Below are 20,413 nucleotides of genomic sequence, written 5' to 3' on the forward strand. Positions count from 1 at the left end.
AGGGCGCCGCGTCAGCGGCTGGCCACGTTGGTGGTGGATTCGGGCAGCGTCTGCTGGAACTGGGTCAGCAGGGCGATCTGCTGCTTGTAGGGCAGTACCGCGGCCTTGAACTTGCGGGCCTCGGCCGCGTCCAGCGGACGCGACACGGGCAGGTCGGCCGCCAGCGGGTTGACCGGCTGGTTGTCGATGCGGAATTCGTAGTGCAGGTGCGGGCCGGTGGCCCAGCCGGTGGAGCCCACGTAGCCGATCAACTGGCCCTGCGACACCTTGACGCCGGGCTTGATGCCGGCGGCGATGCGGCTTTGGTGCGCGTAGACCGTGGAGTACTTGCCGAAATGCTTGATGATGACCACATTGCCGTAGCCGCGCTGCTGGCCGGCGAATTCGACCGTGCCCTCGGCGGTGGAATGGATGGGCGTGCCGCTGGGCGCGGCGTAGTCGACGCCTTTGTGGCCCGTCCAGGTTTTGTGAATGGGGTGCATGCGCATGCCGAACGTGGAGCTGATGCGCGAGAACTTGAGGGCGGTGCGCAGGAACGCGCCGCGCAGGCTGACGCCGTCGAAGTCGTAGTAGCTGCCCGACTTGCCGTCGGGGCTGAACCAGACGGCGTTGTAGGTTTTGCCGTTGTTGACGAATTCCAGCGCCAGCACGCGCCCGGCGCCGGCATAGCGACCCTGGTGCGAGCGAACCTCGTACACGACGCGGAACTGGTCGCCGCGGCGGATGTCGCGCAGGAAGTCGACCTTGGAATTCAGGATGTCGGCCATCTGCAGGGTGACCGAATCGGGCACGCCGGCGGCATCGGTGGCGCCAAACAGCGACGAGCGGATGGTGCCGACCGCCACGCGGGTCTGGCGGTCGGTGTTGTCGGCGATTTCGCGGGCGGTGTAGCCCTCTTGGGACGGCGTGACCAGCAGCATGCGGGTGGTGACCTGGCCGTTTTCTTCGTCGCCGGGGGTATGGATGTAGCGCAACCATACCAGCTTGCCTTCGGCGTCGGTGGCGGCCTGCACGGCGCGGCCGGGGTACAGCTTGTAGATGCTGCGCGCGCTGGGGGCCTGGGTCAGGAAGCGTTGCAGGCCGGGGGCGTCGATTTCCAGGCGCTGCAGCACGGCGGCCAGGGTGTCGCCCGGCCGGATGCGGGTTTCGCTGATGTACGGGGCGCTGCTGTCGTCGGTGCTGAGGCTGACCTGGTCGGGCTGCAGGGGCAGTATGCTCTGGATCTGGCGCGAGGGCGGCAGTTCGCTGTGGTCGGGCTGTTGCACCATGCCCAGCGCGGCGGCGCCGGCGAACAGGCCGATGGCGGTAACCATGAGAGTGCGGCGGACAAGGCCGCCGCGGTGGGACGTGGGCTCGGAGCGGGGGGCGAACAGGGCGGCAACTTTGCTTCGGAAGCCAGCCGGGCTGTTTGAGCCACGATTCATCGTGCAGGACCTTTCAGGGTGGCGTGAGTCCCCAGGATGCTTGCGCGGGGTGCAGGTTTCCACGGCGCGCATGGCGGCGCGCGGCGGGCTTGCGCCCTGCGACACATCTTGTGAACAACGGGTGTTTAGCCGGGACAGCAACTGTAACGGCCACAGTTGCGTATGATTAGGGCAGTATCCTAGCTGATTCAGCTAGAATTTTCGACCGATTTTCAGGCCTTTTTGGCACTTTTTTCATCTTTTTTGCGCTTCCCAGCCCTGTTTCGCCCCGAAATGTCCCAATCCGAAGCCCCTATCACTCCCGAAGTCGAAGCCGACCTCCGCGTCGCCAAGCGCGGCTGCGATGAACTGCTGGTCGAATCCGAGTTCGCCCGCAAGCTGGCCAACAGCCGTGCCACCGGCGTGCCGCTGCGCATCAAGCTGGGGCTGGATCCCACCGCGCCCGACATCCACCTGGGCCACACGGTGGTGCTGAACAAGATGCGGCAGTTGCAAGACCTGGGCCATAACGTCATTTTCCTGATCGGCGACTTCACCTCGATGATCGGCGACCCCAGCGGCCGCAATTCCACGCGCCCGCCCCTGACACGCGAGCAGATCGAGGCCAACGCCAAGACCTATTACGCTCAGGCCAGTTTGGTGCTGGACCCGGCCCGCACCGAGATCCGCTACAACTCCGAATGGAGCGATCCCCTCGGCGCGCGCGGGCTGATCCAGCTGGCCTCGCGCTACACGGTGGCGCGCATGATGGAGCGCGAAGATTTCACCAAGCGCTTCAAGGGCGGCGTGCCGATCGCCGTGCACGAATTCCTGTACCCCCTGATGCAGGGCTACGATTCGGTGGCCTTGAAGTCCGACCTGGAACTGGGCGGCACCGACCAGAAATTCAACCTGCTGGTCGGCCGCGAACTCCAGAAAGAATACGGCCAGGCGCCGCAGTGCGTGTTGACCATGCCGCTGCTCGAAGGCACCGACGGCGTCGAGAAAATGTCGAAGTCCAAGGGCAACTACATCGGCATCTCTGAAAGCCCCGACTCGATGTTCGGCAAGCTGATGTCGATTTCCGACACGCTCATGTGGCGCTATTTCGAGCTGCTGTCGTTCCGTTCGCTCGAAGACATTGCGGCGCTGAAGGCCGGCATCGAAGCCGGCGCCAATCCGCGCGACGCGAAAGTTGCGCTGGCCCAGGAAATCGTGGCGCGTTTTCACTCGGCCCAGGCCGCCGAGGCGGCGCTTGCGGCCTTCCAGGCGCGCTTTCGCGATGGCGCCATGCCCGACGACATGCCCGAGATCAATATCGCCGGCGCGCCGTTGGGTATCCTGAAGGTACTGCGCGAAGCGGGCCTGGTGGCATCGGGCGCCGAAGCGCAGCGCAACGTCGAACAGGGCGGGGTGCGCGTCGATGGCGACCGCATCGAAGACAAATCGTTGCAATTACAGGCCGGTACGTATGTAGTGCAGGTGGGCAAGCGCAAGTTTGCCCGTGTTAACTTGGCAGGGTAGGAAGCACCTACGGTCCCGCAGGAGCACGACATGAAACTCTCGAGTCTGTCTTTTTCCGATAACGAATCGATTCCCGATCGCTACGCTTTCGGCAAGATCGACCCGCAGTCGCACGTCGCATTGGCGGAAAACTTCAATCCGCAGTTTTCCTGGGACGACGTCCCCGAGGGCACGCGTTCGTTCGTCCTCATCTGCCACGATCCCGACGTGCCGTCCAAGCCCGACGACGTCAACCAGGAAGGGCGCGTCGTGCCGGCCGATCTGCCGCGCGTCGACTTCTTCCACTGGGTGCTCATCGACCTGCCCGCCGACAAGCGCGACATCCAGGAAGGCGATTTCTCCAGCGGCATCACCCCGCGCGGCAAGGGCGGCCCGCTGGCTCCCGGCGACGCGCGCCAGGGCATCAACGACTACACCTCGTGGTTCGCCGCCGACCGCGACATGAGCGGCGACTACTTCGGCTACGACGGCCCGTGCCCGCCCTGGAACGACGCGCTGCCGCACCGCTACGTATTCACCTTGTACGCGCTGGACGTGCCCAGGCTCGACGTGCAGGGCAACTTCGGCGGCAACGACGTCCTGAAGGCTCTGCAGGGCCACGTGCTGGCCCAGGCCAGCATCACCGGCATATACACCCTGAACCCCGAACTGGCGCCCAAACAAATCGGCGACACCTCGGCCTGACGCACGCGCGGTCTGGTCAGCCACCCGCCAGGTGTCTGACACCCTGCGGGAGTCAGACACCTAGCCTGCTCCGGTCGGGCCAGGTATCAGCCAGGGGGTCAGACACCCGCCTCCGGTCGGGCCAGGTATCAGCCAGGGGTCAGACACCCGCCTCCGGTCGGGCCAGGTATCAGCCAAGGGTCTGACACCCGCCTCCGGTTGGGCCAGGTATCAGCCAGGGGTCCGACACCCGCCTCCGGTTTGGCCAGGTATCAGCCAGGTGTCTGACTCCCGCAGGGTGTCAGACACCGAAAACGGCCAGGCACGCCTCCATGGCGCGGTGTCCGGCACTTTACGGGTGTCAGACACCTGCCTTACAGCGAGATGCTTCAATACTTTGAATATTCCTCAAGCTGACTTGAGCCGGCTTGCGGGTTGCGCGGGGTTGCGCGCGTTTTCGGCGGGGCTGGGGCCATTTTGCGTGGTTTTTCCGGCCGCAAAGGCCGGTGGCGGGGCGGCGGCGCGGTAAACTAACGGCCATCCCCCATCCCGGCTATTCTCTTTTCACGCTCCAGGAACCTCCCGTCATGTTTGACCGCAAACTCACCCTGTCCCAGGTAGACCCCGAAGTCTGGGCCGCCATCCAGAAAGAAGACGTCCGCCAGGAACAGCATATCGAGCTCATCGCTTCCGAAAACTATGCCAGCCCAGCGGTCATGCAGGCCCAGGGCACGCAGCTCACCAACAAGTACGCCGAAGGCTATCCGGGCAAGCGCTACTACGGCGGCTGCGAGTACGTCGACGTGGTCGAACAACTGGCCATCGACCGCCTGAAGCAGCTGTTCGGCGCCGAAGCCGCCAACGTGCAGCCCAATTCGGGTTCGCAGGCCAACCAGGGCGTGTACATGGCCGTGCTCAAGCCGGGCGATACCGTGCTGGGCATGAGCCTGGCCGAAGGCGGCCACCTGACGCACGGCGCGTCGGTCAATGCCTCGGGCAAGCTGTACAACTTCATTTCGTACGGGCTGGACGCCAACGAAGTGCTCGACTACGCCCAGGTTGAGCAACTGGCTAAAGAACACAAGCCCAAGCTCATTGTGGCCGGCGCGTCGGCCTACGCCCTGCACATCGACTTCGAACGCCTGGCGCGCATCGCCCACGATAACGGCGCGCTGCTGATGGTCGACATTGCCCACTATGCCGGCCTGGTGGCCGGCGGCGCCTACCCCAACCCGGTGCCGCACGCTGATTTCGTCACGTCCACCACGCACAAGTCGCTGCGCGGCCCGCGCGGCGGCGTCATCATGATGAAGGCCGAATACGAAAAAATCATCAATTCGGCCATCTTCCCCGGCATCCAGGGTGGCCCGCTCATGCACGTTATTGCCGCCAAGGCCGTGGCCTTCCAGGAAGCCCTGTCGCCCGAGTTCAAGCAGTACGCCCAGCAGGTGGCCAAGAACGCCAAGGTGCTGGCCGAAACCCTGGTCAAGCGCGGGCTGCGCATCGTGTCTGGCCGCACCGAAAGCCACGTGATGCTGGTCGACCTGCGCCCCAAGGGCATTACCGGCAAGGAAGCCGAGGCCGTGCTGGGCCAGGCGCATATCACGGTCAACAAGAACGCCATTCCGAACGACCCGGAAAAGCCCTTCGTGACCAGTGGCATCCGCCTGGGCACCCCGGCCATGACCACCCGCGGCTTCAAGGAAGCCGAGGCCGAGCTCACTGCCAACCTGATCGCCGACGTGCTCGACAACCCGCGCGACGAGGCCAACATCGCCGCCGTACGCGCGCGCGTCAACGAACTGACGGCCCGCCTGCCGGTCTACGGCGGCTAAGGCGCCTGCTCGGCAGCCCCAGGGCTGCCGTTTGGCGTATTTTCCCCACGCCGGCTCCGCGTTGCGGGCCGGCGTCATTACAATACGCCAAATTATTCTCGGGGGCCGGCAATATGAAATGCCCATTCTGCGGCAATGCCGACACACAGGTGGTAGACAGCCGGGTGTCCGAAGAAGGCGACACCATCCGCCGGCGTCGCCGCTGCCTGTCCTGTGACAAGCGCTTCACCACCTATGAACGCATCGAGCTGGCCATGCCCTCGGTGGTCAAGCGCAATGGCAGCCGCAGCGACTACGACACCGCCAAGCTGCGCGCCAGCCTGTCGCTGGCGCTGCGCAAACGGCCGGTCAGCACCGACCAGGTCGACAGCGTGGTCGCCCGCATCGAAGAAACCCTGCTGGCCAGCGGCCAGCGCGAAGTCTCTACCGAGCGCATCGGCGAGCTAGTCATGGCCGAGCTCAAGAAGCTCGACAAGGTCGGCTACGTGCGCTTTGCCTCGGTGTACAAGAATTTCGAAGACATCGGCGAGTTCGTCGACGCCATCCGCGAAATGCAGGGCCCCATGCTGCCGGGCAAGCTGCGCAAATAGGCGCGCCGCGCCGGCATACAATCGCAGGCGTGACCACCCTGACCGACCCCGACGACCTCATCTGGATGCGCCGCGCCCTGGCGCTGGCCCGCACCGTCATGTACACCACCACGCCGAACCCGCGTGTCGGGTGCGTGATCGTGCGCGATGGCCGGGTGCTGGGCGAGGGCGCCACCCAGCCGCCCGGTGGGCCGCATGCCGAGATCTGCGCCTTGCGCGACGCCGCCGCGCGCGGCGAATCGGTGCAGGGCGCCACCCTGTATGTCACCCTGGAGCCTTGCAGCCATTATGGCCGCACGCCGCCCTGCGCCGATGCCGTGGCGGCGGCGGGGCCGGCGCGGGTCGTGGTGGCCATGGGCGATCCCAACCCGCAGGTGCGCGGCCAGGGCCTGGCGCGGCTGCGCGCGGCCGGCATCGCGGTCACCAGCAATGTATGCCTGGACGAGGCCCTGGAAATCAACGCCGGCTTTGTCGCGCGCATGAGCCGCGGCATTCCCTGGGCCTGGGTCAAGATGGCCGCCTCGCTGGATGGCCGCAGCGCGCTGCACAACGGCGTATCGCAATGGATTACCGGCGAGGCAGCGCGCGCCGACGGCCATGCCTGGCGCGCCCGCAGCTGCGTGGTACTGACCGGCATGGGCACCGTGCTGAAAGACAATCCGCGCCTGAACGTGCGCGCCGTCGAGACTCCGCGCGCGCCGCGCAAGGCCGTGGTGGACGGCGACTTCGCCATCCCGGAAGACGCCAGGCTGTTCGACGGCGCCGAGGTCATCATTTTTACGGCGCGAACCGATGCGGGCAAGGCGGCCCGGCTGGCCGCGCGCAATGCCCGCGTGGTGGCCCTGCCGGGCCAGCAAGCCGGTCGCGTAGACCTGCCGGCCATGATGCGCTGGCTGGGCGAACACGAGTTCAACGAAGTGCACGTCGAGGCCGGCGCCGGGCTGGGCGGCGCGCTGATGTCGGCGGGCTGTATTGACGAACTGCTGGTGTACCTTGCGCCGGTGCTGCTGGGCGACGCAGCCGCCATGCTGCGCCTGCCGCTTATCGAACATCTTGACCACGCCCGGCGGCTCGAATTCACCGACACGGCGCGCATCGGCCCCGACTTGCGCCTGCGCGCGCGCGACTCGACGCGCTGGCAGGCGCTGCGCGAGGCGGCCATGTGCCGTTAATGTTGCCTTTATCGTATTGATCGCAGGAGACTTGTACATGTTTACTGGCCTGGTAGCGGCAGTGGGCCGCATTGTCCGCGTGAAACCCCTGGCCGACGCTGCGCAGGGCGGCGTGCGTTTGCACATCGACGCCGGCGAACTGGGCCTGGGCGACGTTGGCATAGGCGATTCCATCGCGGTGCAAGGGGCCTGCATGACGGTCGTCGCGCTCGACGACCGTCATTTCCAGGTCGATGTGTCGCGCGAAAGCCTGAACCTGACCGTCGGGCTCGACCGCGCCGGTGAAGTCAACCTGGAAAAGTCCCTGCGCGTGGGCGATCAGATCGGTGGGCACCTGGTGTCCGGCCACGTCGATGGCCTGGGAACCGTGCTGCGGTTTGACAACGTGGGCGAATCGCGCGAGTTGGCCATCCGGGTGCCGCCGCACCTGGCGCGTTTCCTGGCCTACAAAGGGTCAGTTACCGTCAATGGCATCAGCCTGACGGTCAATCGCGTTACCGATGTTGCCGACGGCTGCGACATCAGTATCAACATTATTCCGCACACTCAGGCGGTCACGACGCTGCGCAATGTAAAACCCGGCGACCGCGTTAATCTCGAAATTGACACTATTGCGCGATATGTCGAGCGCATGCTGGCCGCGCCGCGGCCCGATGGCTTGAAATAAGCCGCGCGCCGCCGTCTGGCGCGTGGCGCATTGCTAGCGCTTGCGGCGCCTGGCTGCCAGATTATTACACCGAAAATCGTAGCGGGTCCGCCGCTTGCTGTGCAAACGGCAAGCGTGCTGGCGCGCTACGCATTGAAACGCGTATGCATGAATGTTTGCGTGATTCGTGGAACTGTTTCAGGGCCTGGCAGCCTAACCCTTAATAAGTCCATCAACCCAATTTGTGGTGTGTGGCGAAAGCAACATATCAAGATGATGTGCATGACCCCATTACCATAAAGTCTAGCGACATCGGTCAATGAGGAACACAATGGGACGACGGACTTATTAACCGACCATGCGCTGTAGGAGGTTATCCGTGCAAAACATCGTCGAAGGCTTCAAGTCGCTTTACGCGAAAGACCAGGAAACCGAACTTTCCCTCGAGGAATACCTCGCACTGGCCAAGCAAGACCCGATGGCCTATGCCAGCCCGGCGGAACGCATGCTGGCGGCAATAGGCGAGCCAGAGCTGATCGATTCCCGCAACGATCCACGGCTGTCCCGTTTGTTCTCCAACCGGATCGTGCGGCGGTACCCCGCGTTCAAAGAGTTCTTCGGCCTGGAGGACGTCATCGATCAGATCGTGGCGTTTTTCAAGCACGCGGCGCAGGGGCTCGAAGAGCGCAAGCAAATACTGTATTTGTTGGGGCCGGTGGGCGGCGGCAAGTCGTCGATTGCCGAACGCCTGAAAGCGCTGATGGAAGCCTATCCCATTTATGCGCTGAAGGGCTCGCCGGTGAATGAGTCGCCGCTGGGGCTGTTTCACCCGGATCGCTTCGGCGCCACGCTCGAAAAAGAATACGGCATCCCGCAGCGCTACCTGAGCGGCATCATGTCGCCGTGGGCGGTCAAGCGCCTGAAAGAATTCGACGGCGACATTTCCCAGTTCCGCGTGGTGCGGCTGAACCCGTCGGTGCTGCGCCAGGTCGCCATTGCCAAGACCGAACCGGGCGACGAAAACAACCAGGACATCTCCTCGCTGGTGGGCAAGGTCGACATTCGCAAGCTCGACCGCCATTCGCAAGACGACCCCGACGCCTACAGCTATTCGGGCGGCTTGTGCCTGGCCAACCAGGGCCTGCTGGAATTCGTCGAGATGTTCAAGGCGCCCATCAAGATGCTGCACCCCTTGCTGACCGCCACGCAGGAAGGCAACTTCAAGGGCACGGAAGGGTTTTCGGCCATTCCGTTCAACGGCCTGATCCTGGCGCACTCGAACGAATCCGAATGGCAGACCTTCCGCAACAACAAGCACAACGAAGCTTTCCTTGACCGCATCTACATCGTCAAGGTGCCGTACTGCCTGCAGGTAACCGAAGAGGTCGAGATCTACCGCAAGCTGCTGCGCAACAGCTCGCTGGCCACCGCGCCGTGCGCGCCGGGCACGCTCGAGATGATGGCGCAGTTCTCGGTGCTGACCCGCCTGAAAGAGCCCGAGAACTCCAGTATTTATTCCAAGCTGCGCGTGTACGATGGCGAAACGCTGAAAGACGTCGACCCGAAAGCCAAGGCGCTGCAAGAATATAAAGATTACGCCGGCACCGACGAAGGCATGACGGGGGTGTCTACCCGCTTTGCCTACAAAATACTGTCCAGCGTGTTCAACCACGACCAGACCGAAGTCGCCGCCAACCCGGTGCACCTGATGTACGTGCTGGAGCAGCGCATCGGGCGCGAAGACTACCCCGAGGAAATCCGCCGGCGCTACCTGGATTTCATCAAGGGCTACCTGGCGCCGCGCTATGCCGAGTTCATCGGCAAGGAAATCCAGACCGCCTACTTGGAGTCGTATTCCGAGTACGGGCAGAACATTTTCGACCGCTACGTCACGTTTGCCGACTGCTGGATTCAGGACGAAGAATTCCGCGACCCGGAAACCGGCGAGAGCTTCGACCGCAGCGCCCTGAACGACGAGCTGGAAAAGATCGAGAAACCCGCGGGTATCGCCAACCCCAAGGATTTCCGCAACGAGATCGTCAACTTCGTGCTGCGCGCCCGCGCCAACAACGCCGGCCGCAATCCCACCTGGACCAGCTACGAGAAGCTGCGCGAAGTGATCGAGAAGAAAATGTTCTCGAACACCGAAGACCTGTTGCCGGTCATTTCTTTCAACGCCAAGGCCTCGGCCGAGGACAAGAGCAAGCACCAGAGCTTTGTCGACCGCATGGTCGACAAAGGCTACACCGAGAAGCAGGTCCGCCTGCTGTGCGAGTGGTACCTGAGAGTGAGGAAATCATCCTGAGCGAGGTGAATCATGAATTCACTGATCGATCGGCGTCTGAACGGCCGCAATAAAAGCGCGGTCAACCGCGAGCGCTTTCTCAGGCGATACAAAGACCAGATCCGCAGGGCCGTGCAAGATCTGGTGCGCGAACGGTCCATCGAAGACATGGACCAGGGCGGGGAGATCAACCTGCCCGCGCGCGACATTTCCGAGCCGCACTTCCGGCACGGACAGGGGGGCGATCGCGAGCTGGTTCACCCCGGCAACCGCGAATTCGCCAAGGGCGACACGTTTCCGCGGCCATCGGGGTCCGATGGCGAGGGCGGCTCTGAGCCCGGCGAAGGCGAGTCGGTAGACCAGTTCACCTTCAGCCTGTCGCGCGCCGAGTTCCTGAACCTGTTCTTCGAAGACCTCGAACTGCCGCACCTGATCCGCACGCAGTTGGGCGACGTTACCCAGAAAAAATGGCAGCGCGCGGGCTATACCACCACCGGCTCGCCCAGCCTGCTGAGCGTCAGCCGCACCTTGAAGGCCTCGCTATCGCGCCGCGTGGCGCTGGGCGTGGCGGCGCGCGCCGAACTGGAAGCCGCGCAGGCCAAGCTGGACGCCGCCATTGCGGCGGGCGCGCCGCAGGCCGAGATCGACGCGTTGCGGCAAGAGGTGGAAGACTGCGCCAACCGGCTGGCGCGCCTGCCGTTCCTGGACGACCTGGACCTGCGCTACCGCAACCGCGTGTCGGTGGCCATGCCCATGGCGCGCGCGGTGATGTTCTGCCTGATGGACGTGTCCGGCTCCATGGACGAGGGCAAGAAAGACCTGGCCAAGCGCTTTTTCACACTGCTGTACTTGTTCCTGTCGCGCAAGTACGAGCACGTGGACGTAGTGTTCATCCGCCACACCGACAATGCCGAAGAGGTGGACGAGCAGACCTTCTTCTACGACCCCAAGAGCGGCGGCACCATCGTGCTGTCGGCCCTGGAACTGATGCACGAGATCGTGCAGCAGCGCTACCCGCCCAGCGCCTGGAACGTATACGCCGCGCAGGCGAGCGACGGCGACTCGTTCGGCGCGGACGCGGGCAAGAGCGCGCGCTTCCTGGCCGAGAACCTGCTGCCGGCCACCCGCTACTTTGCGTACATCGAGGTTCCCGACTCGCAAGAGGCCCGCAAGAGCAGCCTGTGGGCCGAATACGAGCAGGAAACGGCGCCGCATTTCGTCATGCGCCGCATCTGCGAACGCGGCGAGATCTACCCCGTGTTCCATGACCTGTTCAAAAAGGAAACAGCATGAATGCCATCGTGGGCTCTCGTGCCGAGCTGGAGGCTCTTGGGCGGGCCCGGCCCATTTCCGAAGGTTCCGAGTGGACGTTCGAACTCATCCAGCGCTATGACGAGGCCATTGCCGAGGTGGCCGAAGAGTACGGTCTGGACACCTACCCGAACCAGATCGAGGTCATCACGTCCGAGCAGATGCTCGACGCCTATGCGTCGGCGGGCCTGCCCATCGGCTACCCGCACTGGTCGTACGGCAAGGAATTCATCCGCAACGAACAGTTCTATCGGCGCGGCATGCAGGGGCTGGCTTATGAGATCGTGATCAACTCCAATCCCTGCATTGCCTACCTGATGGAAGAGAATTCCATGGCCATGCAGGCGCTGGTGATCGCGCATGCCTGCTATGGCCATAATTCATTTTTCAAGGGCAACTACCTGTTCCGCCAATGGACCGACGCGGACAGCATCCTGGACTACCTGGTGTTCGCGCGCAAGTACGTCATGGATTGCGAAAGCCGCTACGGCATCGATGCGGTCGAGGCGCTGCTGGACTCGTGCCACGCGCTGACCCCGCATGGGGTCGACCGCTACAAGCGTCCGTCGCCGGTGTCGTACCGCGAGGAAGCCCAGCGCCAGGCCGAGCGCGAAGAGCACGCCCGCCTGCAGTACAACGACCTGTGGCGCACGCTGCCGCGCACCGAGCCCGATACGGCGGAAGAAAAGCGGCGCATTGCCTTTCCGCCCGAGCCCGAAGAGAACCTGCTGTATTTCATTGAAAAGCACTCGCCCAAGCTCGAACCCTGGCAGAAGGAGCTGGTGCGCATCGTGCGCAAGATCGCCCAGTACTTTTACCCCCAGGGCCAGACCAAGGTCATGAACGAGGGCTGGGCCACCTTCTGGCACTACACGCTGCTGAACCGGCTGCACCAGAAAGGCCTGGTGACCGACGGCTTCATGATGGAATTCCTGCAAAGCCATACCAACGTGGTCAGCCAGCACGGCTTTGACGAACGCGGCTACGGCGGCATCAATCCGTACGCCCTGGGCTTCGCCATGATGCAGGACATTCGCCGCATCTGCGAGGCGCCCACGCCGGAAGACCGCAAGTGGTTTCCCGACATCGCCGGTAGCGACTGGGTGAAGACGCTCGACTTCGCGATGCGCAATTTCAAAGATGAGTCTTTCATTTCGCAATACCTGTCGCCGCGCTTGATCCGCGAGTTCCGCTTCTTTGCCATTGCCGACCACCAGGCCAGCCCGGTGCTGGAAGTGGCCGCCATCCACGACGAAGAGGGCTACCGCCACATTCGCAAGCTGCTGGCCGAGCAGCACAACCGCGACAACCAGGTGCCCGACATCCAGATCGTGCGCTACCGCCGCGAATCCGACCGGTCGCTGGTGTTGCGCCACCTGCAGACCCGGGGGCGCCCGTTGGTCGCCGACGACGCCGACCAGGTCATGAAGCACCTGGGGCGGCTGTGGGGGTTCAAGGTCCGGCTGGAAGAAACCGAACCCGACGGCACGGTCAGCTCGTACCGGGAAGTGAACCCCGCCAATTCCCTGCGCGAAGGGAGTTGAAGGCGGCGGGCTGCCCAGCGGCCACGCCATTCTGTTAGAATCGCGGATTCGCATTTGCGCCTTGCCCGGCAAGCCCGGTAGCCAGGCTGGTGCGTTCCAGATCAGGACAGGTGGCCGAGTGGTTGAAGGCGCACGCCTGGAAAGCGTGTATACGTGATAAGCGTATCGGGGGTTCGAATCCCCCTCTGTCCGCCAAGAATTCTTCCCGGCACTCGCCAGGAAAAGCAAAAACCCCCACAAAATCATGGTTTTGTGGGGGTTTTTGCTTTCCGGGGCGGTTTTTGCCGATTACGCCCCCCCACGAAACACGCGTTTTCTCAAGGGGTGATCCGCTAACCTATGTTAACAATGTACAACGATACATAACAATTGCCGTGAAATATGGTTGCTCTGTCACCAATTGGAACGCAAATGAATCACCAAGACGAGACAGAGCCGTCCAGCACCGGGCTGCCTACGGTCACCTTGTTGGTGCACGATAGTTGCGCGGTGGAATATATGCTCGGCCTTTACAAGACGATCAAGGGGGAGGGTATGGATTGCCGGCTGGCGACTCACCCCCTGGAGCTATTGATAGGCGCCCACAAAGAGCAGCCGGCCGCCTACTTGCTGGCGGTCACCGATGTGTTCAACAGTGAACTGCCTGTTGTTGTACACGCGCTACGTAGTTATGGCTCGGCCTACATCGCGATGAGGGTTTCGGACCCGGAAGATTGGCAGTACGACCGGATGGCCTCGGCTGTTGACCTGCAGATTCCGGCCTATTTCGAGCCCGCCGCCGCCGCCGCCTTGTTTACCTCCCGATTGCGGCAATGGCTGCATGCTGTTCCAGGCTCGAATCAGCAGCGGTACGTGAAGCGGATCTGCCCCACGCACGAAATCTACGACCGGCTGCAGGGCTACCCGCGGGCCGAGTTCCCGTATTCGCGGAGACACGCACGCTGCTTCGAGGAGATTCGGCCGCCGGCGCCCACCCCCGCCCTGAGCAGCATGGGGTGGGTATTGAGCTGCAGCGGCTGGGTGCTGAAGTCGCCGAAGGGGCATGCGATTTCGCTGTCTGCCTCCGAACGGCAGATATTGGTCTGGTTCAGTCAGTCCGAAGATGGTTTCATACCCGTGCATGAGCGCAGCCCGTTGTTGTCAGAGGGGCCGCCCATGAAAAAGCGATCGCTCGCCGTCGTCATCAGCCGGCTGCGCGCCAAATGCTCGGCGCTCGGGCTGGCTGTACCGATTTTCACGCAGCGGGGAAAGGGGTACCAGTTTGCGCAGCCGCTGACCGTAGACGCGCCATCCAGCTAGTGCCAAGGCCGCCGGCGCCACTTTTCCAGCCGCCCAATATTCGACGACAATTCAAGCTTGGCTATCCCGCCATGCCCGATGCGCCGATGCGCGGGCGAACCGGCCGGCCGCGCGCCGCCAGGCGCCCCAAGTAAACCTGTTGGGAGAATCTTCGCGTTGCACGATCATCTGCACGAATCCTTTCCCATTCGGCGCCACGCGCCGCACGTGCCCCGGTCCGGCCGGCAGAGCTGTCCATGCTGCGCGTAGTCGTCGTTGATGACGAAGCGCCGGCGCGCCGCTATCTACGCCGCCTGATCGAATCGCTGGATGGCCCGCAAGTAGTGGCCGAGGCGGCCTGCCTGCACAGCGCCATCGACACCATCAACCAGCACCGGCCGGATGCCGTGTTCCTGGATATCGAATTGACGCACAGCACTGCGTTCGATGTGCTGTCGGCGCTGAGCTGCCAGCCGCAACTGGTGTTCGTGACCGCCCATGCGCCCTATGCCACCCGCGCGTTCGAGGTGGATGCGGTGGATTACCTGTTGAAACCGGTGGGCATCGAGCGTCTGCGCCAGGCCGTGCAGCGCCTGTACACGCGCCTCAATCGCAGCGCGGATGATGCGGCATTCCTGACGGTGCGCAGCCTGCGGCACAACCGGCTGGTCCGGGCGCAGGCGCTGGCTGCCCTGGTGGCCCAGCGCGACTACGTCAGGCTGCATGTCGAGCAGGCCGAGACGCTATTGATGTACGCCACGCTCAAGAGCGTGCTGCCGCAGCTGGGCGCTTTGCCGTTCGCGCAGGTGTCGCGCTCGGTGGTGGTCAACCTTGATCAGGTGGGCCACGTCGTGGCGCAAAGCAGCCTGGCCGCCCAGGTCGAGTTCATCAACCAGGCCCCGCCGCTGCAGTTGGGGCGCACCGCCTATCTGCGCCTGCGCCAGGCGCTGGATGAGCGGCGCGCCCGGCAGTAGAGGCCAAGTAGCAGGGGCCCGGCGGTTGGTCCGGTAGCGCCGGCCCGTGCGCGTCGGCACGCCTTCAGCGGTCGTGGCGATGCAGGTGCGAGGTGTCCAGCACGTCGTCTTCGGGGGTGATCACGCCCGGGTCGCCCGGCTCGGCGATAGCGCGGCCGCGGCGGGCGCGGCCGGCCACGTCGGGGGCCTCGTCCGGCATGGGCATGACGCCGGTGCCTTTGTCGGCGTGGGTGGGCGCCTTCGGCCAGCGGTCGTCGGCGTGTTCCGAAGGAACATTCTGTCGGGCTGTCTTGTTCATGAAAGCCTCCTGTTGCGGGCCGCGGCTTGATGCCGCGGCCCGTGTCGCTTGTCTTTCATGTTAGGCCCGCGCCGGCCCGCCGGGGTTGACGGCATGTGTCGTTTGCAAGGGGCTGTTGCGCGGGCCCGGTGCCGTTATTCCGGCCGGTTCGTCGGCGGGTTCTTGTTTTTGCGCTCATTGATCCAGCGCTGCAGCAACTGATGCGCCGTCTCGCGCCCGCCCAGGCCGAACGCCAGGGCGCATGCCACGGCGGCCGAACCCAGGATCAGGCCAAAGGCCAGGTTCACGATTTCGTTGGCCAGGCCCATGAAGCGCAGGCCCATCGCCACGGCCAGCGCGATGATGGCGTATTTCAGGATGGAGGGCAGGCCGCTTTCTCCCACTGCGTCGCCGACCAGGCGGGCCACTAGCCGCGCCATGACGACGCCGACCAGCACGATCGCGCTGCCGAACACCACTTGCCCGCCCAGTTCGGTGACCTGGCTGAGCATTGCCGCCACGATGTCGAACTTCAGCAGGCTGGCGGACTCGATGGCGGCGAACAGCATGATGGCAACCAGCGCTATCCAGCCGGCTACGCGCGATGGCGTGGTTTGCGTGGACAACCCGCCGAAGCCGGTCAGCGCCCGGTCGAAGCCGGTGGAGACAAGCAGCTGTTCAAGCAGGCTGCGCACCCACCGGGCAATGAAGTAGGCGATAGCAAGCACCAGCGCGGCCGCGAAGATGCGCGGAATGGCGTCCAGGATGGTTTGCAGCACAAATACCGTCGGCTCGACAATGGACGAGATCCCGAGCGTCTGCAGGGCTGAAATGGCCACGGGGATGACGATGATTGTGAACGTCAGCATTCCCGCCGTGCGCACCAGGGCGCCGCAACGCCCGCCGGCGGACGGCGGGGGCTCGATGGTTTCGGTAGCGGCCGTGTCCGGGGCGGCCGCCGTCTTGCCCAGGCGGGCGCACAGCCGGTCCCATTTCACGGCCCCCAGCGCGGTTTCCACGATGGTGCGGGCAATGCGGGCGATCAGCACGCCCACGAAAAAGATAATGCCGGCGCCGATAATGCGGGGCAGGTAGGTGAATACCTCTTGCGTCAGCGCGTTGATGGGCGCCATGGCCTGGGTCAGCCCGAGCGGCTGCAAGGCCACCAGCAGGCCCACCAGCCAGATGACCCAATAGCCCAGCGTGCCCATCGAACCTGCAAGATCGCTATCCGACTCGGAAGACGCTTTTGTCAGCAGGGGAATCTTGTCTACCAGCTTGATCAGCCCCCAGCGGACCAGGCGTGCGACGAAGTGAGTGACAATCAGGATAAGGATCGCGACCAATATGCGTGGACCCCATATGGTCAATTGGTCACTGAGATACGCGATGCGGCTACCGTCTTGCAGCATGAGGCTTCTCCCTTCTGGTTTGTCGTGGCGCACCAGGCGGTTGCCCGTGCGCGCGAATTTATTTCAACACGAATGAAACCCGGAGAGAAAGTTTCTGATCCATGATTTACTGTTTTTTATTTATTCCGCCTGACCACCGCCGGCGGGAACATGCCCTGCGCCGGGCTGATGTCGGCTGGCGCCGGCTCTTATAATCCAGCCTTCTGCACTGTTGCCGCGCCCGCCTTGACCGATCCCACCGAACGCTCTGTTTCCGCCGAACTCGTCGCCGTGCTCGTGGCCGTTACCCAGGGCCAGCCTCGCGTGCTGACCACCGAAGACGCCAGCGCCTTGCCGGCCGGGCCATTCGAGCTGGAACACCGTTCGCTGCAGGCCGGCCTGCGGGCCTGGGTGGAAGCCCAGACCCATCACCCGCTGGGATACATCGAGCAGCTTTACACCTTTGCCGACCGCGACCGCTCCGATGACGGTGGCTGGCGCGCGATTTCGGTCAGTTACCTGGGCCTGACGCGTGAAGCCGGCGCTACCGGCGTGGCGCAGGTGGGCTGGCAGGACTGGTACCGTTATTTCCCGTGGGAAGACCACCGCGACGGGCCGCCAGCGCTGATCGGCGAGCTGATTGCGCCGCGCCTGAAAGCCTGGGTGCGCGCGGCGGATGGCCGCGCGGCCCAGGCGCACCGCCGCCAGCGCGCGGCCCTGACCTTCGGGCTGGACGGCGCGGCCTGGAATGAAGACATGGTGCTGCAGCGCTACGAATTGCTGTTCGAAGCCGGCCTGGTGCCCGAGGCTGCCCGCCAGGCCCCCGCTGTGGACGGCCCGATGGTGCCGGGGCAGGCCATGCGCCACGACCACCGCCGCATCCTGGCCACGGGCATCGCCCGGCTGCGCGCCAAGATCAAGTACCGGCCCGTGGTGTTCGAACTGATGCCGCCGGCCTTTACGCTGCTGCAACTGCAGACCGCCGTCGAGGCCCTGGCCGGCCGCGGGCTGCACAAGCAGAATTTCCGCCGCCTGATCGAGCAGCAGGCGCTGGTCGAAGAAACTGGCGACATGGCAACCGGCACCGCCGGACGGCCCGCGAAACTGTTCCGCTTCCGGCGCGACGTGCTGCTGGAACGCGCCATTGCCGGCAGCAAGCTGCCCCTGGCGCGCCAGCCTAAATAGGCCGCCGCCGCTTTCCCGGCGGAAGGCCTCCTCTTGACACGACTTATGCTCAGCAATAGCATAACTGCAAGGCAGTCTTGCCGTTTTTTTTGCCCTATAAATACTCTTTGTGAGCATAATTATGAAATCCGCCCCTGACCTTGCCCTGCCGGTTGCGCCGCTGCCCGCCGTGATGCTCGAACCGCTGGTGCGGGCCGCGCTGCTGGAAGACCTGGGCCGCGCCGGCGACCTGACTACCGACGCCATCGTGCCCAACGACGCCCAGGCGCGCACCCGCCTGGTGGCGCGGCAAGAGGGCGTGCTGGCGGGGCTGGATCTGGCCCGCCTGGCTTTCCAGCTGATGGACGCCGGCATCGAGTTCCGGCCGGTATTGGCCGATGGGGCGCGGCTGCGGCCGGGCTCGGAAATCGCCGTGATCAGCGGCCCGGCGCGCGGCATGCTGACCGCCGAGCGCACCGCGCTGAATTTCCTGGGCCACCTCAGCGGGGTGGCCACGGCCACGGCGTCCATCGCCGATGCCATTCGCCCGCACGGCGCCCGGGTCACCTGCACCCGCAAGACGTTGCCCGGGCTGCGGGCCGTGCAGAAGTACGCGGTGCGGGTGGGGGGCGGCAGCAACCATCGCCACGGGCTCGACGATGCCGTGCTCATCAAGGACAACCACGTGGCCGTGGCGGGCGGGGTGCGCCAGGCCGTGCAGCGCGCCCGGGCCGGCATCGGCCACATGGTGAAGATCGAGCTGGAAGTCGATACGCTGGAGCAACTGGACCAGGCGCTGGAGATCGGCGTGGACGTGGTACTGCTCGACAACATGGACCTGCCTACGCTGCGCGAGGCGGTACGCCGCGTGGGCGGCCGCGCCGTGACCGAGGCGTCGGGCCGTATTACCCCGGAATCGGCTCCCGAGGTGGCGGCCACGGGGGTCGACCTGATCGCGGTGGGCTGGCTGACGCACAGCGCCCGGGTGCTGGATATTGGCCTGGACAGCTGACCCCGGCCGGACGTCGGCCATGGCGCCTGCGCCGGTCAGCAACCTGGCGCGCCAGGGAAGTGCTACAAAGGGCGGGCGGCCCGCCGGGCCGCTTTGCCGGAGACAGCGCCATGACCATTCGCGTACGCCAGAACGCCCCTGGAACCCTGCAGTTCACCGCCACGGCCGAAGGCCACGAGTTGCCGCTGGACATGCCGCGGCCGCAAGGGCAGGGCCCCGACCCGCACGATTATTTCGATACTTCGCTGGGCGGCTGCAAGGCCATGACGGTCATGCTGTACGCGCAGCGCAAGGAAATTCCGCTGGAATCGGTGGATGTGGACGTGGTGCGCGACGCCGGCGAAGAGCGCAAGGGCATTTACCGCCTGACGGCCAAACTGACGCTGCACGGGCCGCTAAGCGACGCGCAGATCGACGAGCTTTTTTCGGTGGCCGAGAAGTGCCCGGTGCACAAGCTGATGACCGCGGTCGACGTGCAGGTGTCGACCCTGGTGGTGCGGCCGGCATAGCGGGGCGAAGCCGCCCCGCCAGCGGCCGGGAAGATCAGTCTTCCATGCCGGCGGTAACGGTGGAAAAGCCCGCGTCGACGTGGGTGATTTCGCCGGTAATGCCGGCGGCCAGGTCGGACAGCAGGAATGCCGCCACGTTGCCGACTTCTTCGATGGTGACGTTGCGGCGCAGCGGGGCATGGCTTTCGACGAATTTCAGGATCGCCGAGAAGTCTTTGATGCCGCTGGCGGCCAGCGTCTTGATGGGGCCGGCCGAGATGCCGTTGGCGCGGATGCCGCGCGGACCCAGCGCCGAGGCCAGGTAGCGCACGCTGGCTTCCAGCGAGGCCTTGGCCAGGCCCATGGTGTTGTAGTTGGGCACCACGCGTTCGGCGCCCAGGTAGGTCAGGGTCAGCACCGAGGCCTTGCGGCCTTGCATCAGGGGCAGGGCGGCTTTGGCCATGGCCGGGAAGCTGTAGGCCGAGATGTCATGGGCAATGCGGAAGTTCTCGCGCGACAGGCCGTCGAGGAAATTGCCGGCGATGGCTTCGCGCGGCGCGAAGCCAATGGAATGCACCAGGCCGTCGAGGCCGTCCCAGCGCTCGCGCAGGCTGGCGAACGCGGCGTCTATCTGGCTGTCTTCGGCAACGTCACAGGGCAGCACGATATCGCTGCCGAATTCGGCGGCGAACTCGCCGACGCGGTCTTTGAAGCGATCGCCCACATAGGTGAAAGCCAGTTCGGCGCCCTGCTGGTGGCAGGCTTGCGCAATGCCATAGGCAATGGATCGGTTGGAAAGCACCCCGGTGACCAGGATGCGCTTGCCGGCGAGAAAACCCATGTGTCTTGTCCTTAGA

General features: G+C 64.6%; 18 protein-coding genes and 1 tRNA gene. 15 read left to right on the forward strand and 4 right to left on the reverse strand.

Features of this window, described 5'->3' with window-relative positions; genetic code table 11:
* Positions 1-11: 11 nt before the first annotated feature.
* A complete protein-coding gene (locus tag BPET_RS03055) occupies positions 12-1,424 on the reverse strand; it encodes a M23 family metallopeptidase (protein WP_041862667.1) in 1,413 nt (470 codons plus the stop codon).
* A 273-nt stretch (positions 1,425-1,697) separates the two neighbouring features.
* On the opposite strand from BPET_RS03055, the gene tyrS reads away from it, so the two are divergent.
* The 12 genes from tyrS to BPET_RS03115 all read left to right on the forward strand — a co-directional run bounded on the left by tyrS (position 1,698) and on the right by BPET_RS03115 (position 15,224).
* Positions 1,698-2,927: a tyrosine--tRNA ligase gene (gene tyrS, locus BPET_RS03060; protein WP_012247632.1), complete on the forward strand. Its 1,230-nt coding sequence runs from the start codon at positions 1,698-1,700 to the stop codon at positions 2,925-2,927.
* Between the two features lie 30 nt (positions 2,928-2,957).
* Positions 2,958-3,611 (forward strand): YbhB/YbcL family Raf kinase inhibitor-like protein, encoded by a 654-nt coding sequence (locus BPET_RS03065; RefSeq protein WP_012247633.1) that lies wholly within the window; start codon positions 2,958-2,960, stop codon positions 3,609-3,611.
* Positions 3,612-4,177: 566 nt separating this feature from the next.
* Positions 4,178-5,425, forward strand: coding sequence for a serine hydroxymethyltransferase (gene glyA / locus BPET_RS03070; RefSeq protein WP_012247634.1), 1,248 nt, complete (start codon positions 4,178-4,180; stop codon positions 5,423-5,425).
* A gap of 113 nt (positions 5,426-5,538) precedes the next feature.
* Complete coding sequence (gene nrdR / locus BPET_RS03075; RefSeq protein WP_012247635.1) at positions 5,539-6,015, forward strand: transcriptional regulator NrdR; 477 nt, start codon at positions 5,539-5,541, stop codon at positions 6,013-6,015.
* A 29-nt stretch (positions 6,016-6,044) separates the two neighbouring features.
* The gene (gene ribD, locus BPET_RS03080) at positions 6,045-7,187 is read left to right on the forward strand and encodes a bifunctional diaminohydroxyphosphoribosylaminopyrimidine deaminase/5-amino-6-(5-phosphoribosylamino)uracil reductase RibD (RefSeq protein WP_012247636.1); all 1,143 of its coding nucleotides are present in this window, start codon (positions 6,045-6,047) and stop codon (positions 7,185-7,187) included.
* A gap of 37 nt (positions 7,188-7,224) precedes the next feature.
* Positions 7,225-7,854 carry a riboflavin synthase gene (locus BPET_RS03085; RefSeq protein WP_012247637.1) on the forward strand — a complete coding sequence of 210 codons (630 nt, stop codon included), beginning with the start codon at positions 7,225-7,227 and terminating at the stop codon, positions 7,852-7,854.
* Between the two features lie 358 nt (positions 7,855-8,212).
* On the forward strand, positions 8,213-10,138 hold the full coding sequence (locus BPET_RS03090) for a PrkA family serine protein kinase (protein WP_173376820.1): 1,926 nt from the start codon (positions 8,213-8,215) through the stop codon (positions 10,136-10,138).
* Positions 10,139-10,150: 12 nt separating this feature from the next.
* On the forward strand, positions 10,151-11,410 hold the full coding sequence (locus BPET_RS03095; protein ID WP_012247639.1) for a YeaH/YhbH family protein: 1,260 nt from the start codon (positions 10,151-10,153) through the stop codon (positions 11,408-11,410).
* Positions 11,407-12,972: a SpoVR family protein gene (locus BPET_RS03100; RefSeq protein WP_012247640.1), complete on the forward strand. Its 1,566-nt coding sequence runs from the start codon at positions 11,407-11,409 to the stop codon at positions 12,970-12,972. The genes BPET_RS03095 and BPET_RS03100 overlap by 4 nt, the downstream gene beginning before the upstream one ends.
* 104 nt (positions 12,973-13,076) lie before the next feature.
* Positions 13,077-13,167, forward strand: a tRNA-Ser gene (locus BPET_RS03105).
* Positions 13,168-13,383: 216 nt separating this feature from the next.
* On the forward strand, positions 13,384-14,271 hold the full coding sequence (locus tag BPET_RS03110) for a helix-turn-helix domain-containing protein (protein ID WP_041862668.1): 888 nt from the start codon (positions 13,384-13,386) through the stop codon (positions 14,269-14,271).
* A gap of 236 nt (positions 14,272-14,507) precedes the next feature.
* Positions 14,508-15,224, forward strand: coding sequence for a LytR/AlgR family response regulator transcription factor (locus tag BPET_RS03115; RefSeq protein WP_012247642.1), 717 nt, complete (start codon positions 14,508-14,510; stop codon positions 15,222-15,224).
* A gap of 64 nt (positions 15,225-15,288) precedes the next feature.
* On the opposite strand, the gene BPET_RS03120 is transcribed toward BPET_RS03115, so the two are convergent.
* Positions 15,289-15,522, reverse strand: a complete 234-nt coding sequence (locus BPET_RS03120) for a hypothetical protein (protein WP_012247643.1) — start codon at positions 15,520-15,522, stop codon at positions 15,289-15,291.
* Positions 15,523-15,656: 134 nt separating this feature from the next.
* A complete protein-coding gene (locus tag BPET_RS03125; RefSeq protein WP_012247644.1) occupies positions 15,657-16,913 on the reverse strand; it encodes a mechanosensitive ion channel in 1,257 nt (418 codons plus the stop codon).
* 168 nt (positions 16,914-17,081) lie between these two features.
* Here BPET_RS03125 and BPET_RS03130 point away from each other — a divergent pair, with 168 nt between their 5' ends.
* The 3 genes from BPET_RS03130 to BPET_RS03140 all read left to right on the forward strand — a co-directional run bounded on the left by BPET_RS03130 (position 17,082) and on the right by BPET_RS03140 (position 19,577).
* Positions 17,082-18,077 carry an NUDIX hydrolase gene (locus BPET_RS03130; protein ID WP_050978309.1) on the forward strand — a complete coding sequence of 332 codons (996 nt, stop codon included), beginning with the start codon at positions 17,082-17,084 and terminating at the stop codon, positions 18,075-18,077.
* A gap of 121 nt (positions 18,078-18,198) precedes the next feature.
* A complete protein-coding gene (gene nadC / locus BPET_RS03135) occupies positions 18,199-19,068 on the forward strand; it encodes a carboxylating nicotinate-nucleotide diphosphorylase (protein WP_012247646.1) in 870 nt (289 codons plus the stop codon).
* A gap of 110 nt (positions 19,069-19,178) precedes the next feature.
* Positions 19,179-19,577, forward strand: a complete 399-nt coding sequence (locus BPET_RS03140; protein WP_012247647.1) for an OsmC family protein — start codon at positions 19,179-19,181, stop codon at positions 19,575-19,577.
* A 34-nt stretch (positions 19,578-19,611) separates the two neighbouring features.
* On the opposite strand, the gene fabI is transcribed toward BPET_RS03140, so the two are convergent.
* Entirely contained in the window at positions 19,612-20,397 is a 786-nt protein-coding gene (gene fabI, locus BPET_RS03145) for an enoyl-ACP reductase FabI (RefSeq protein WP_012247648.1), read from the reverse strand.
* Positions 20,398-20,413: the final 16 nt, after the last annotated feature.

Origin of the sequence: Bordetella petrii, from assembly GCF_000067205.1 — a bacterium.
Classification (GTDB): Bacteria; Pseudomonadota; Gammaproteobacteria; order Burkholderiales; family Burkholderiaceae_B; genus Bordetella_A; species Bordetella_A petrii.